Consider the following 13259-nt stretch of genomic DNA (forward strand, 5'->3'; position numbering starts at 1 on the left):
ACCGCCGGATCACTCGTAGTAGTCCTCGCCGACGAGGTCGAAGAGGTCGTCGTACTCCTCGGGGAGCTGGCTCGTCACGTCGAGCAGTTCGCTGGATTGCGCGGCTTCGCTCGTGACGTCCATCACGACCTGCGCGTAGTAGTGCGCGTCAGCGGGGTCGGCGTTCGCGCGCTCCGCGACGCGCCGCGTGAACGCCTGGTAGTCGAAAATCTGGCCGGAGTCCGCGTTGTGCAGGAAGTAATCGATTTCGAGCGGGAGTTCCGCGGCGAGGTCGCTCGCCTCGTTCGGCTGGAGGCGCTCGCCGAGCGTCGTCAGGACCGCGCGGGTCGCCCGGATGGCGCGACCGCGCGACGGGAGTTCCGCTCGATGCTGGACTTCGCCCACGAATTCGTCGTGGTTCATGACACTCGTGGCTTTCCGCGCCCCGTAAAAAATCGTGGTGGCCGGGCTACTGCGTGAACAGGTGGCCTTCGGTGGGCACGTCGAACACGCCGATGCGCGCGCCGGCGTCCATCCAGCCGTGACCGTACGAGAAGGACGCGAGCGCGTTCACCAGGTCGTCCTGTTCGCGGAAGTGCCGGCCGTCTTCGAGGTAGGATTGCGCCATCTCCTCGAACTCCAGCGCGGCCTCCCCGAGCGGCGTGTCCGCGGGCGGCGCGACCTCCGCCGCGTCCAGCGCCTCCGCGAGCAATCGCTCGTATCGCTCGGTCTTCTCTTCGAGGTCTGCGGCCATACCGGGAGGGAGCGAGTCGGCCGGGTAAGCGCTTCGACTGCCGGCGGGACTCCGCGCCAGCGCAACCTACATACTTCCACGGGCCCGAATTCGAAGCATGAGCGAGCAGCCCCACGTGGAAATATACACGAAGACCGACTGTCCCTATTGCGAGAAGGCGAAGGACCTCTTCGACGCGAAGGGCGTCGAGTACGTGACGTACAACGTCACCGGCGACCCCGAGACGTTCGCGGAGATGAAGGAGCGCGCGAACGGCCGGGAGACCGCGCCCGAGGTGTTCATCGACGACGAACTCATCGGCGGCTGGGACGACACGCACGAACTCGACCAGACCGGCGAACTCGACGAGAAACTCGGCATCGAAGACGGCGGTGAGGTCGCTGGAGACGTCGAGGAGCACCGGAAGCTCATCATCACGGGCACGGGTATCGCGGCGTTGACAGCGGCGATTTACGCGGCGCGGTCGAACAACGACCCGCTCCTGTTCGAGGGCGACGAGCCGGGCGGCCAGCTCACGCTCACCACGGACGTCGAGAACTATCCGGGGTTCCCGGAGGGAATCTCGGGACCCGACCTCATCAACAACATGAAGGAGCAGGCCGAGCGCTTCGGCGCGGAGCTAAATCACGGCGTCGTCGAGAACGTGGACGACAGCGAGCGGCCGTTCCGCGTTGAACTCGCGAACGGCGACGTGTACACGGCCGATTCGGTCATCGCGGCGTCGGGCGCGAGCGCGCGAACGCTCGGCATCCCGGGCGAGGACGAACTGATGGGGTACGGCGTCTCCACCTGCGCGACGTGCGACGGCGCGTTCTTCCGCGGCGAGGACATGGTCGTCGTCGGCGGCGGTGACGCGGCGGCGGAGGAAGCGAGCTTCCTCACGAAGTTCGCGGACACGGTGTACCTCGTGCACCGCCGCGACGAACTCCGCGCGGAGGACTACTGGCAGGAACGCGTTCAGGAGCACGTCGACGAGGGCGACATGGAAGTCCTCTGGAACACGGAAGCCACTGAAGTCCACGGGTCGCCCGAGGACGGCGTGGAGTCCGTGAGTCTCGTGCGGAACCCCGCCGGCCACCCGTCGGAGAAACTCGACGACGCCGAGACGGAGTCGTTCGACCTCGACGTGGGCGCGTTCTTCGTCGCTATCGGTCACACGCCGAACACGGGCTACCTCGAAGGCACCGACGTGGAACTTGACGACGAGGGATACATCGTCACGCAGGGCGGCACCGGTGGCGGGCAGACCGCGACCGGCGTCCCCGGCCTGTTCGGCGCGGGCGACGTGGTTGACTACCACTACCAGCAGGCGGTGACGGCGGCCGGCATGGGGTGTAAGGCCGCGCTCGACTGCGACGCGTGGCTCGAAACCGAAGCCGACCTCGCGGAGTCCGAACCGGCGAGCGGCGAGGCGCCCGCGGACGACTGAAACCACCGAACTGTTTATTTTCCCTCGGTTCGTGGCGTTCGATTAATGAGTCCCGCCGACCCACACGACCTGATTCGGCGGAGTGACGCCTTCACGTTCGAGGAGTTCCTCGACATGGTGGACGCCGCCGACACGATTCTCGAACTCCAGCAGGCCGCGCGCATCGACCGCGTGCGAACCATCCGCCTGCTGAAGGCGTGCGGACGGTACGAGGAGTTCGACCGCGGGCCCGTTGAACGCTTCCGCGAACCGCAGGACTCGTAGTCCTGGACGTACTCGATGGGGTATGGAATCCGTTTCCTTCACCATCGAGGGTCCTGACGGCAGCGACGACGTGGAACTCCCCGCCGGCCTCATCGACCTCCTGAGCGAGGAAGAGGACGAGTCCTCGGCGCAGGTCGTCGGCGACATCGCCGTGATGGCGTTCACGTCCCGCGCGCACGCCATCGCCCACCACTCCGACGGCGAGCCGAGCGAGGAAATCCAGTCCCTCGAATCCGAGATGCTCGACGCGTTCGAGGACCGCTTCGGCATGACGTACGGCGAAGCGACCGGCCACGAGCACTAATCTAGAACTGCTGGGCGTACGACGACGGCACCGTCGGCACGAGCGGCGTGCGCGACGTGACCTCGAACAGTCCCTTCTTGACGGCGCCCATCGCGTACTGGCGAGCACTCCGGTGGATGGGTGTTCGATGGCCGCGGACGCCGGTCGACCCCGTTCGAATGGCTTCGACCACGTCGCTCGCGTCCGCCGCTGCCTTCGTGGGCGCGTTCACGTCGAGTTCGGTGTACGCACGCCCGACGTTCATGACGTGGTGGGCGTCGCTCGACCCCATCCCGGGATAGTTCCGGTTGCGGGCGTACCGGCGCGCGCGGCGGTTCCGGTAGCCCGTGAACAGCATCGAGTTGTACACTTCGACGGCGTCCACGTCGGTGTCGTCGAGGTAGCGCTTGCGGACGCCGTGCCTGCTCCGCTGGAACGGATGGGGAACGACGGCCGCACCTCCAAGTTCGCGTATCGCGGCGGCGGTGTCCGCGAAGGACTCGCCCTTCGGCGGGCGTTCCGTGACGCCGACGGCGAGCAGGTGGCCGTGCCGGGTCGACACCTCGACGCCGGGAATCCCGACGAGCCCGTAGTCGGGCGCGAGCCGCGCGGCCCGCAGCGACTCCTCGATGGCGTCGTGGTCGGTGACGACGATGGCGTCGAGACCGATGTCGCTCGCGTGTTCCAGCAGGAGTTCCACGGGCTCGTGGCCGTCGTACGACCCGTCCGAGTGCACGTGCGGGTCGACGCGGAGCGTCACGCGGTCGTCCATTTGCTCACTCTAGACCGCGCTCCGTGAAATGCTTACAGGCTAGCGGACGCCCCACTCGGTCGGAGAGTCCTCGCGAGCGCGTCACTCCGCACCGCCTCGGCCGAGTACGTCGTAGGTGAGTAGGACGCCGTCGTCCAGCCGTTTCACGTCCGTGAGGTCGAGGCGGGGGAAGTCGTCGGTGAAGCCCTCGCCGTCGACGAGCGTGGGGGCGTCGCGGCCGCCGACGACCATCGAACCGACGAAAACCGAGAGCGCGTCCACGAGGTCGTCCGCGAACAGCGAGAAGAGGAGTTCGCCGCCGCCCTCGACCATCACGCGCTCCACGCCCTCGGCTTCGAGTTTCACCAGAGCGGCCGGAAGGTCGACGCGTGCGTCACCCGCGACTACGCACTGCGCGCCCGCCCGCTCCAGTTCGCGAACCCGAGACTGCGGGGCGTTCTCGGAGACGAGGACGTACGTGTCGGCGTCCGGGCCGAGGACGCTCGCATCCGTCGGCGTGCGGGCCTGCGAGTCCGCGACGACGCGCGCCGGGTGCGGGGACTCGCCCCGTTCCGCTCGGGCGGCCGCGAGGTCGGCGTCCTTCAGCGTGAGCGAGGGGTCGTCCGCGAGTACGGTGCCGACGCCGACCATCACGGCGTCGAAGTCCGCGCGGAGTTCGTCAACGCGCGCGAAGTCCTCCGCGCCGCTTATCGCGAACTGGGTGCGCTCCCGCGTGGAGAGTTTCCCGTCGACGCTCGTCGCGGCGTTCACGCGGACGTGCATGGGTCGGGGTTACGGAGGACGGGAGAAACGGATTTCGGTCCGCGAACTCCGCGAACGCTTTTTATCTGCGCCGTTCGAACACTCGGATGATGAACCTCGACGACCATGCTGAGGACCTCGCCTCCGACCTCGGCGTTGACAAACAGGAGGTCAAGGAAGGACTCGAGAACTTAGTCGAGTACAGCGTCCCCGTGGACGAGGCGAAACAGAGCCTCCGACGCAAGTACGGCGGCGGTGGCGGCGGCGAGAACGCCGGCCCGTCCGCCGCGGACATCGCCGATATCGACACGGACAGCGGGAGCGTCACCGTCACCGCCGTCGTCCTCACGGTCGGCACGCGCTCGATTCGCTATCAGGGCGACGACCACACGATTCTGGAGGGTGAACTCGCCGACGAAACCGGGAAAATCTCCTACACCGCGTGGGAGGAGTTCGCCCTCGAACCCGGGAAGACCGTCACTATCGGGAACGCGAGCGTCCGCGAGTACGAGGGCCGGCCCGAACTCAACTTCGGGGAGTCCTCAACCGTCGAATCAGCAGATGATTCGCTGGACGTGCCGTACGAGGCTGGGGGCGACCGCGACCTCGCGGACCTGCGGGCGGGCGACCGCGGGCGGAACGTCGAAGTGCAGGTCGTGGAGGTCGAGACGCGGACCATCGACGGCCGGGACGGCGAGACCGAAATCCTCTCCGGCGTCGTCGGCGACGAGACCGCGCGCCTCCCGTTCACCGACTGGAACCCGCACGACGAACTCACCGAGGGCGCGTCCGTCCGCGTCGAGGACGTGTACGTCCGGGAGTTCCGCGGCGTCCCCTCCGTGAACGTCTCCGAGTTCTCCACCGTCACCGAACTCGCGGACTCTATCGAACTCGGCGGCCCCACTCAGATGGAGATTCGAGAGGCCGTCGGTCGTGGCGGCGCGTACGACGTGGAACTCCATGGGAACGTCCTCGAAGTCCGGGACGGCAGCGGCCTCATTCAGCGCTGTCCCGAGTGCGGGCGCGTCACCCAGAAGGGACAGTGCCGCCAGCACGGTGAAGTCGACGGCGAGGACGACCTCCGTGTGAAGGCGATTCTCGACGACGGCACCGCTACCGCCACCGCGATTCTCGGCCGCGACCTCACCGAGCAGGTGTACGGCGGCGGTATCGAAGACGCTCGCGAGCAGGCGCGCGACGCGATGGACCAGGAAGTCGTCGCCGACACGATTCGCGAGGAACTCGTCGGCGGCGAGTACGTCGTGCGCGGCCATCTCTCCGTGGACGAGTACGGCGCGAACCTCGAAGCGACCGCGTTCCGGCCCGCGGACGACGACCCCGCTGCGCGTGCCGAGGCCTTCCTCACGGAGGTGGACGCATGAGTCAAGAGGACCGGCCGAGCCGGGAGGTCGCGTGGCGGGTGTTCGCCGCGGAGTTCGACGACGCGGACTTCAGTTACGCGGAATCCGACGAAGAGCGCGCGCCGAACTACGTCGTCACGCCGACGGGAGCGCGCGTGAACCGCCTGTTCGTCGTCGGCGTACTCACGGAGGTCGAGCAGGTGAGTGACGACGTGCTGCGCGCGCGCATCGTCGACCCGACTGGTGCGTTCGTCGTGTACGCCGGCCAGTACCAGCCGGACGCGCTCGCGGCGCTCGAACGACTCGACGCGCCCGCGTTCGTCGCTATCACCGGGAAAGCGCGGACGTTCGAACCCGACGACGCGGACACCGTCTACACGTCGGTCCGCCCGGAGTCCATCAGCGAGGTGGACGCGGACACCCGCGACCGCTGGGTCGTCCGCACCGCCGAACAGACGACGGAGCGAATCGGCGTGCTGGCGGACGCGCTCGCCCGCGAGGAACGCGGGAGCGACCTCCGCGCCACGCTCGCGGAGGCCGGCGTCCGTCCCGACCTCGCGGCAGGCGTCCCGCTCGCCATCGACCACTACGGCACCACCGAAGCGTATCTCGACGACCTCCGCACCGTCGCGCGGCAGGCCGCTGAGGTCGTCGCCGGCGACCGCGACGAGGTTGACACGACCACGCCCGCCCCCGACGCCGGCGGCGCGGTCGAGTCGGACCTGGCCGCCGACCTCGAACCCGAGACGGACACGGACGACTCGGCACCGGCGAGCGAATCGGAACCCGAACCAGAGTCCGAACCGACGGACGAGTCGGCGGCGGAGTCCGAACCCGAGCACGAGACTGACTCGGACGCGGAGTCCGAGAGCGAATCCGAGGCCGAGACTGCGGAGGGCTCGGCGGTCGAGGCGGAGCCGGAGGCGACGGACGCCGGCGACGTCGGGACGACCGAGGAACTCGCGGAGTCCACCGCGCCCGAACCGGAGGCCGTCGAACCCGAGCCCGAGGAGTCCGAGAGCCTCGGCGACTTCGAGACCGGCACGGACGAGATGTACGAGTTCGACGAGGAGGAGCGCGAGGAGATCGAGGAGGAGTTCGACATGGACTTTTCCACGGGAAACGAAATCCCCGAGGCCGGCGAAGCCGACATCGAACCCGAAACTGACTCCGACGAACTCGCGGACGAAGACGCGTCGGGCGAGGAGGAAGCGGGAGTCGCCGACGAGGGGGAGAACGTGTTCGAAGGCGATCTGGAGGACTTCGCCGTGGACACGATGAACGACCTGGACGCCGGCAACGGCGTCGACCGCGACGAGGTGATTCGGACGGTCGTCGAAGCGACGGACGCGGACCCGGGTGACGTTGAGGACGCCATCCAGAGCGCGCTGATGAGCGGGCGGTGCTACGAGTCCGGGGAGGACACGCTCAAGGCCATCTGATGGCGCGGGTCGAACCCGTCCCGGACGCGCCCGCAGCGGTCGCGGACCTCGGCGGGGAGTCGGCGCTCGTGGTTGCGGACTACCACGCGGGCATCGAGCGGTCGCTCCGCCGCGAGGGACTGGAAGTCGATTCGCAGGCGGACGCGCGCCGGGAGCGAGTGCTCTCGCTCGTCGTGCGAACCGGCGTGGAGCGCGTGGTGTTCCTTGGCGACCTCGGTCACCAGATCGGAACGCCGGACGGCGCGGAGCGCGAGGAACTCGAGACGCTCGTCCGGGAGTGTCCCGTGCCGGTGACGCTCGTTCGCGGGAACCACGACGGCAACCTCGACGACGTGCTCGATATCGAGGTGACGCCCGGGACTGGCGCGCGGTTCGGTGACGTGGGGTTCGTGCACGGCCACACGTGGCCGAGCCGGGACGTGCTCTCGGCGGACGTGGTCTGCACGGGACACGAACACCCGGCCGTTCGGCTGGAGGACGAGGTCGGCGGGTCGCGCGTGGAGCGCGCGTGGCTCCGCGGCCCGCTCGACGAAGGGCCGTTCCGCGAGCACTTCGGAGAGCGCGTGGCGGTGGACGCGGAGCTCGTCGTGTGCCCGGCGTTCAACGACCTCTGCGGTGGGACGTGGGTGAACGTCGAGGGACAGGGGTTCCTCGCGCCGTTCCTTCCGGAGGCGCTGCCGTCGGCGGACGCCTACCTCCTGGACGGCACGCGGCTCGGTGACTACCGCTACCTGTAGGGCGTGCGGCCGACGCGTCCGCGTCCGCGGGCCATAGCGTCGCCAGTACCCGTGTCGGGTGTCGTCCCCGTCTGGACGGCATCGAGTCGGTGGCCCGCGGCGATTCTCAGAACACGCCACGTCTGGCTGCGTCTTCCTATTTACACTCTCTCCGGCGGGAGGAGGTCCGCGAACGGCTGGTCGTCGAGCCACCCTGTGAGCTGGCAGAGTTCATCGAGCGCGGCGTCGAACAGCGCTTCGCCCTTCTCGGGGGTGGCGTCGGTCTGGTCGCCGAACACGCCGTTCTCGCTGTTCTCGATCGCGTCGTAGAACGTTCGCGCGCCGTGCTTCACGGTGTCGAGGTCGGCGAGGGATTCGACGCCGCCCTCGTGTGCGTCTTCGAGGCGGTCGTCGTGCACGAGGTCCTCGTGGAGGTACTGGATGAGCGCGGTCTCCTTCGGGCCGCCGTGCGGGCCGTTGTGCTCGAACGCGTCGTCCACGAGGTCGGGGATGGAGTCGTTCCACATCCACTCGACGGCGTAGGCGTCCTCGGCGTCGCGAAGGCGGCGACCGACCTCGCGCAGGTGTTCGACGTTCCCGCCGTGCGCGTTCACGAACACGACCTTCCGAACCCCATGGTAGGTGAGGTTGCGGGTGAATGACTCGACGTAGTCCCGGAACGCCGGCGGGTCGACCCACATCGTCCCGGGGAACTGGCGGTGGTGGGAGCTAACGCCGACGTTCACGGTGGGCGTGCAGAGAAAGCCCGTGCGGTCGGCGGCGCGGCGCGCGAACGCTTCCGCGATGAGGTGGTCGGTCCCCTCGGGGAGGTGGGGGCCGTGCTGTTCCGTGGAGCCGAGCGGGACGAGCGCGACGGTGCCGTCGAGTTCGCCCTCCAGGTCCGGCCACGCCTCGTCTGCAACGTACATATCGGCGTCTCGACGCCCGGCCCCAAGTAGCCCGCGGATGCGGCACGGTAGCACGCTCACGGTGTGCTTATCCGGCCGCCAGCCCACTATTTCTGTATGAGCGATGCGGGCGTGGTCGACGCGTTCAGCCGGCTCTCGGCGCCGGTTCGGAGCGCGCTCTCGGAGCGTGGGTTCAGCACGCCGACGGAGCCGCAGCAGCGCGCGATTCCGCCGCTGGTGGCGGGACACGACGGCCTCGTCATCGCGCCGACGGGAACGGGCAAGACGGAGACGGCGATGCTGCCGGTGCTGTCGGCCATCGCGGAGGCGGAGCCGCGGTTCGGCATCAGCGCGCTGTACGTCACGCCCCTGCGGGCGTTGAACCGCGACATGCGCGAGCGTCTCGACTGGTGGGGTGAGGAACTGGATATCGAGGTGGACGTTCGGCACGGGGACACGACGCAGTACCAGCGCACCAAGCAGGCGAACGACCCGCCGGACGTGCTGGTGACGACGCCGGAGACGCTGCAGGCGATGTTGACTGGGGAGAAGTTGCGGCGCGCGCTCTCGGACGTGCACCACGTGGTCGTGGACGAGGTGCACGAACTCGCGGGTGCGAAGCGCGGCGCCCAGCTCACCATTGGCCTCGAACGCCTCCGCGAGCTCGCGGACGACTTCCAGCGCATCGGTCTCTCGGCGACCGTCGGCGACCCGCGGGAGGTCGCGAACTTCCTCACGGGCGGCCGGGAGTGCGACATCGTGGAGGTGGACGTGACCTCGCAGGTGGAGTTCACGGTCCGCGAACCCCGGGTGCGGGAGTCGGACGAGCGGCTGTCGAACGAACTCTTGACGAGTCCCGAGGTCGCGAGCCACGTCCGCGCGATACGGGAGATAGTCGACGAGCACGACTCCACCCTGGTGTTCGTGAACACGCGACAGACGGCGGAGGCGCTCGGGTCGCGGTTCAAGGAATTCGGCGCGAACATCGGCGTCCATCACGGCAGTCTCTCGAAGGAGGCCCGCATCGAGGTCGAGGATCAGTTCAAGGCCGGGGAGTTGGACGGCCTGCTCTGCACGAGTTCGATGGAACTCGGCATCGACGTGGGTCGCATCGACCACGTCGTCCAGTATTCGAGTCCGCGGGAGGTCGCGCGCCTCCTCCAGCGCGTCGGGCGCGCCGGCCACCGCCGCGACGAAGTCTCGCACGGCACCATCGTCACCGGCCATCCCGACGACACGCTGGAGGCGCTCGCCATCGCCCGTCGGGCCGCCGAGGGCGACGTGGAGGAGACGCCGATTCACCACGGGAGCCTCGACACCGTCGCGAACCAAATCGTGGGCCTGCTGATGGACTTCGGCGAACTCAAGGCGTATCGTGCGTACCAAATCGTGACGCGCGCGTACCCGTTCCGCCACCTCGACGAGGAGACGTTCAAGGCGGTCGTGGAGGAGCTCAGCCGGAACCGCGTGCTGTGGCTGGACGAGGAGTCGGACACCATCGAGACGTCCGGGGGGACGTGGCAGTACTACTACGCGAACCTCTCGATGATACCCGACGAGGAGACGTACGAGGTGTACGACGTGGCGTCCGGCCGGCAGGTCGGGACGCTGGACGAGCGGTTCGTCGTGAACTTCGCGGAACCCGGCGCGTCGTTCATCCAGCGCGGCGAGATGTGGCGCATCGCCGAGGTGGACGAGGAGGAGGGCCGGGTCGAGGTCAGTCCCATCGAGGACCCCTCGGGGGAGGTGCCGTCGTGGACCGGGTCGGAGATTCCGGTGCCGTACGACGTGGCGCAGGAGGTCGGGGAGATTCGAGAGGTCGTCGGCCCGCAGTTCGAGTCGGGCGCTGGCGTGGAGTCGGTGGCGCGCGACCTGGTCGAGCGGTATCCGACGGACGCCTACACGGCGGAGCGGGCGCTCGACCCCGTGGAGCGAACGGTCGACGCGGGCGCGCCCGTGCCGACCGACGACCGCGTCGTCGTGGAGTCACAGGGCCGCGACATCGTGGTGAACGCCGCGCTCGGCCACCGAGCGAACGAGACGCTCGGTCGACTGCTCTCCGCCCTCCTCGGTCAGCGCACCGGCTCCTCGGTCGGACTCGATGTGGGGCCGTACCGCATCTCGCTCGAAGTCCCGCAGGGAATCCGCGCGAGCGACGTACTGGAGGTTCTGGAGGAGACCGACCCCGACCACATCCGGCCGCTGCTCGAACTCTCGCTGAAGAAGTCGGACGCGCTCAAGTTCACGCTGAGTCACGTCGCGGCGAAGTTCGGCGCGCTCAAGCGGTGGAAGGGCCGGGACGGCGTCGGCCTGAACCGCGTGATGGCCGCCCTGGAGGACACGCCGGTCTACGACGAGGCGATGCGGGAGGTCTTCCACACTGACCTCGACGTGGAGCGCGCGCGGGACGTGCTCGCCCGGCTCCAGTCCGGCGACCTCGACCTCGTCGTGCACGGCCGGCGCACCGCTATCGGCGTCGGCGGCCGGTCGTCCGGCCAGGAACTCCTCACGCCCGAGAACGCGGACGCGAGCGTCATCAACACCGTGAAGGACCGCATCGAGGACGACCGCGTGCGGCTGTTCTGCGTGCACTGCCAGGACTGGGAGCAGGAGACGAAGGTCTCCCGGGTGCAGGACCAGCCGGAGTGTCCGCGCTGCGGGTCGACGATGATAGCCGCGCTGAGTCCGTGGGCGGACGACGCCGTCACGGCGGTGCGGGCGGACGAGAAGGACGACGAGCAGGAGAAGCGAACCGAGCGCGTCTACCGGAACGCGAGCCTCGTGCAGGGCCACGGGACGAAGGCGGTGAAGGCGCTCGTCGCTCGCGGGGTCGGCCCGCAGAACGCCGCGCGCATCATCAACAACCACCGCGAGAACGAGGCCGACTTCTACCGGGACATCCTCGAACGCGAGCGCGAGTACGCGCGAACGAAGGCGTTCTGGGACTAGATGTCGCGATAGCTCGCTTCCACGCCCTCCGCACCCATCGACGTGAGCGTCTCGTCGAGTTCCTCCTGAAGCCGCTCGACCTCCCGGGTGAGCTCCTGGTACTCCTCGTTCGCGTCGAGTTCGCTCCGCGTGAGTTCGGTTTCGAGCGTGGACTGTTTCGCCACGAGCGCGAAGAAGCGCTGGGAGCGCGAGTCGAACGTCGCCCGCGACAGCAAGTCCTCCACGACCTCCCGGAGGTCCTCGCCCGTCACGGGCTTCGTGAGGTAGGTGTCGAACCCCATCTCGATGATGTCCACGTCGGGTTCGACGCCGGTCACCATCGCGACCCGGCAGTCGTAGCCCTGCTCGCGCATACGGTCGAGGGCCTCGTCGCCGTGCATGTTCGGCATCTCGCGGTCGAGCAACACCACATCGACCGTTTCGTCCAGCATCGAGAGCGCCTGCTCGCCGTCCACCGCGGTGAGAACGGTGTACTCGTCGGGCAGCCAGAGCGAGTACGCCTCGGTGACGCGCTCCTCGTCGTCCACCGCGAGCACGACCGGGGTCCCGTCGTCGTCGGTCATTCTATCGCGGGGGCGCAGAATTCGAAGCGAGCGCCGCCCTCCTCGCTCTCGGTTAGCTCGACGTTCCAGCCGTGCGCGTCCGCGATGGACTTCACGATGTTCAGCCCGAACCCGGTGCCGTCCTCGGAGTCCGTGTAACCGTACTCGAACACGTCCCGCCGCTTTTCCTCGGGAATCCCGGGGCCGTCGTCGGCGACGAAGAAGCCGTTCCCGTCGCCGAGTTGGCCGACGCGGACGTGCGCGTCCTCGCCGGCGTACCGGACCGCGTTCCCGAAGAGGTTCTCGAACACCGTCCGCACTCGCTCCGGGTCGGCCTCGACGTGGTTCGGGTCGTCGATATCCAGGGTCGCCGTGTCCGCGCCCGCGGTCTGCCACGCATCGCGCGCTATCGGTTCGAGCGCGACGTGCTCGGTCTCACCGACCGCCCGGCCCTCCTTCGTGAGCGTGAGCACGTCGTCGATGAGGGCGCCCATCCGCTCGTGTATCTCCTCGACCTCCTCCATGTAGGTCTCGCCGCCCTCGGCGTGCGCCTTCGCCAGCGACAGCCGCGCCTGCGCGGCGTTCAGCGGGTCGCGGAGGTCGTGACTGACGATGCTCGCGAACTTCTCCAGCTGTTCGTTCTTCCGTTCGAGCTGTCGCTCGCGCTCGATGCGCTCAGAGATGTCCCGGATGATGCCGGAGAACACCCGGCGGTCCTCGTAGGGGTGTTCCTCGAACGTCACCGAGAGGTGGACCTCGTGACCCTCTTTGTGCTGACCGGGAATCTCGATGTCGTTCCAGTTCATCGTCCGGTCGCCGGACTCGACGTAGTCGTTGAGCGCGTTGTAGTGTGACTGCTGGAGGCGGTCCGGCATCACCTTCGTCAGGTCGCTCCCGATGAGTTCGCCGGGCTCGTAGCCGAACACCCGCTCGACGCTCTGGTTCGCGTACAGGATCTTCGAGGACTCGTCGATGGTGATGATGGCGTCGGAGCCGTTCTCGACGAGCGTCTCGAAGAAGCCCTTCCCGTGAATCATGTGGTCGTAGTCGGTGTCCTCTCCCGCGTTCACGGCGGTCTCGCCGCCGGCGTCGACTGGGTGGTCTGATGCGTCCATGAGC

At 68.3% G+C, this 13259-nt stretch carries 14 protein-coding genes; 7 read left to right on the plus strand and 7 right to left on the minus strand.

The window, feature by feature from the left end:
- Positions 1–9: 9 nt before the first annotated feature.
- Positions 10–402, minus strand: coding sequence for a DUF2267 domain-containing protein (locus U3A55_RS01460; protein WP_330989744.1), 393 nt, complete (start codon positions 400–402; stop codon positions 10–12).
- 46 nt (positions 403–448) lie between these two features.
- A complete protein-coding gene (locus U3A55_RS01465; RefSeq protein WP_330989745.1) occupies positions 449–733 on the minus strand; it encodes a DUF357 domain-containing protein in 285 nt (94 codons plus the stop codon).
- 97 nt (positions 734–830) lie between these two features.
- On the opposite strand from U3A55_RS01465, the gene U3A55_RS01470 reads away from it, so the two are divergent.
- The 3 genes from U3A55_RS01470 to U3A55_RS01480 are packed head-to-tail and all read left to right on the plus strand — an operon-like array spanning position 831 to position 2730.
- On the plus strand, positions 831–2162 hold the full coding sequence (locus U3A55_RS01470; protein WP_330989746.1) for an FAD-dependent oxidoreductase: 1332 nt from the start codon (positions 831–833) through the stop codon (positions 2160–2162).
- Between the two features lie 45 nt (positions 2163–2207).
- Positions 2208–2426, plus strand: a complete 219-nt coding sequence (locus U3A55_RS01475; RefSeq protein ID WP_330989747.1) for a hypothetical protein — start codon at positions 2208–2210, stop codon at positions 2424–2426.
- A 22-nt stretch (positions 2427–2448) separates the two neighbouring features.
- The gene (locus tag U3A55_RS01480) at positions 2449–2730 is read left to right on the plus strand and encodes a DUF7545 family protein (RefSeq protein WP_330989748.1); all 282 of its coding nucleotides are present in this window, start codon (positions 2449–2451) and stop codon (positions 2728–2730) included.
- Between the two features lies 1 nt (position 2731).
- On the opposite strand, the gene U3A55_RS01485 is transcribed toward U3A55_RS01480, so the two are convergent.
- A complete protein-coding gene (locus tag U3A55_RS01485; RefSeq protein ID WP_330989749.1) occupies positions 2732–3481 on the minus strand; it encodes a CehA/McbA family metallohydrolase in 750 nt (249 codons plus the stop codon).
- A gap of 81 nt (positions 3482–3562) precedes the next feature.
- The gene (locus U3A55_RS01490; RefSeq protein ID WP_330989750.1) at positions 3563–4243 is read right to left on the minus strand and encodes a 2,5-diamino-6-(ribosylamino)-4(3H)-pyrimidinone 5'-phosphate reductase; all 681 of its coding nucleotides are present in this window, start codon (positions 4241–4243) and stop codon (positions 3563–3565) included.
- A gap of 89 nt (positions 4244–4332) precedes the next feature.
- Between U3A55_RS01490 and U3A55_RS01495 the strand changes: the two genes are divergently transcribed.
- Genes U3A55_RS01495 through U3A55_RS01505 form a run of 3 tightly spaced genes read left to right on the plus strand, consistent with a single transcriptional unit; the run spans position 4333 to position 7762 of the window.
- On the plus strand, positions 4333–5604 hold the full coding sequence (locus U3A55_RS01495) for a Single-stranded DNA binding protein (RefSeq protein WP_330989751.1): 1272 nt from the start codon (positions 4333–4335) through the stop codon (positions 5602–5604).
- Entirely contained in the window at positions 5601–7025 is a 1425-nt protein-coding gene (locus U3A55_RS01500; RefSeq protein WP_330989752.1) for a hypothetical protein, read from the plus strand. The genes U3A55_RS01495 and U3A55_RS01500 overlap by 4 nt, the downstream gene beginning before the upstream one ends.
- Positions 7025–7762 carry a metallophosphoesterase gene (locus tag U3A55_RS01505; RefSeq protein WP_330989753.1) on the plus strand — a complete coding sequence of 246 codons (738 nt, stop codon included), beginning with the start codon at positions 7025–7027 and terminating at the stop codon, positions 7760–7762. The genes U3A55_RS01500 and U3A55_RS01505 overlap by 1 nt, the downstream gene beginning before the upstream one ends.
- Positions 7763–7902: 140 nt before the next feature.
- Here the strand turns inward: U3A55_RS01505 and U3A55_RS01510 are convergent, their stop codons facing one another.
- Positions 7903–8670: a creatininase family protein gene (locus tag U3A55_RS01510; RefSeq protein WP_330989754.1), complete on the minus strand. Its 768-nt coding sequence runs from the start codon at positions 8668–8670 to the stop codon at positions 7903–7905.
- A 96-nt stretch (positions 8671–8766) separates the two neighbouring features.
- Between U3A55_RS01510 and U3A55_RS01515 the strand changes: the two genes are divergently transcribed.
- On the plus strand, positions 8767–11598 hold the full coding sequence (locus U3A55_RS01515; protein ID WP_330989755.1) for a DEAD/DEAH box helicase: 2832 nt from the start codon (positions 8767–8769) through the stop codon (positions 11596–11598).
- On the opposite strand, the gene U3A55_RS01520 is transcribed toward U3A55_RS01515, so the two are convergent.
- Both U3A55_RS01520 and U3A55_RS01525 read right to left on the minus strand, forming a co-directional pair.
- Positions 11595–12161 carry a response regulator transcription factor gene (locus U3A55_RS01520; protein ID WP_330989756.1) on the minus strand — a complete coding sequence of 189 codons (567 nt, stop codon included), beginning with the start codon at positions 12159–12161 and terminating at the stop codon, positions 11595–11597. The two genes, U3A55_RS01515 and U3A55_RS01520, sit on opposite strands and share 4 nt — an antisense overlap.
- On the minus strand, positions 12158–13255 hold the full coding sequence (locus U3A55_RS01525) for a sensor histidine kinase (RefSeq protein WP_330989757.1): 1098 nt from the start codon (positions 13253–13255) through the stop codon (positions 12158–12160). The genes U3A55_RS01520 and U3A55_RS01525 overlap by 4 nt, the downstream gene beginning before the upstream one ends.
- Positions 13256–13259: the final 4 nt, after the last annotated feature.

Origin of the sequence: Salarchaeum sp. III (assembly GCF_036418315.1) — an archaeon.
GTDB lineage: Archaea > Halobacteriota > Halobacteria > Halobacteriales > Halobacteriaceae > Salarchaeum.

What these genes read in the sequence shown, in the direction of transcription:
- U3A55_RS01515 (WP_330989755.1), top strand. Translation starts at nt 8,767, where the DNA reads ATGAGCGATGCGGGCGTGGTCGACGCGTTCAGCCGGCTCTCGGCGCCG.
- U3A55_RS01485 (WP_330989749.1), bottom strand. Translation starts at nt 3,481, where the DNA reads ATGGACGACCGCGTGACGCTCCGCGTCGACCCGCACGTGCACTCGGAC.
- U3A55_RS01495 (WP_330989751.1), top strand. Translation starts at nt 4,333, where the DNA reads ATGAACCTCGACGACCATGCTGAGGACCTCGCCTCCGACCTCGGCGTT.
- U3A55_RS01525 (WP_330989757.1), bottom strand. Translation starts at nt 13,255, where the DNA reads ATGGACGCATCAGACCACCCAGTCGACGCCGGCGGCGAGACCGCCGTG.
- U3A55_RS01475 (WP_330989747.1), top strand. Translation starts at nt 2,208, where the DNA reads ATGAGTCCCGCCGACCCACACGACCTGATTCGGCGGAGTGACGCCTTC.
- U3A55_RS01465 (WP_330989745.1), bottom strand. Translation starts at nt 733, where the DNA reads ATGGCCGCAGACCTCGAAGAGAAGACCGAGCGATACGAGCGATTGCTC.
- U3A55_RS01505 (WP_330989753.1), top strand. Translation starts at nt 7,025, where the DNA reads ATGGCGCGGGTCGAACCCGTCCCGGACGCGCCCGCAGCGGTCGCGGAC.
- U3A55_RS01460 (WP_330989744.1), bottom strand. Translation starts at nt 402, where the DNA reads ATGAACCACGACGAATTCGTGGGCGAAGTCCAGCATCGAGCGGAACTC.
- U3A55_RS01490 (WP_330989750.1), bottom strand. Translation starts at nt 4,243, where the DNA reads ATGCACGTCCGCGTGAACGCCGCGACGAGCGTCGACGGGAAACTCTCC.
- U3A55_RS01510 (WP_330989754.1), bottom strand. Translation starts at nt 8,670, where the DNA reads ATGTACGTTGCAGACGAGGCGTGGCCGGACCTGGAGGGCGAACTCGAC.
- U3A55_RS01500 (WP_330989752.1), top strand. Translation starts at nt 5,601, where the DNA reads ATGAGTCAAGAGGACCGGCCGAGCCGGGAGGTCGCGTGGCGGGTGTTC.
- U3A55_RS01480 (WP_330989748.1), top strand. Translation starts at nt 2,449, where the DNA reads ATGGAATCCGTTTCCTTCACCATCGAGGGTCCTGACGGCAGCGACGAC.
- U3A55_RS01470 (WP_330989746.1), top strand. Translation starts at nt 831, where the DNA reads ATGAGCGAGCAGCCCCACGTGGAAATATACACGAAGACCGACTGTCCC.
- U3A55_RS01520 (WP_330989756.1), bottom strand. Translation starts at nt 12,161, where the DNA reads ATGACCGACGACGACGGGACCCCGGTCGTGCTCGCGGTGGACGACGAG.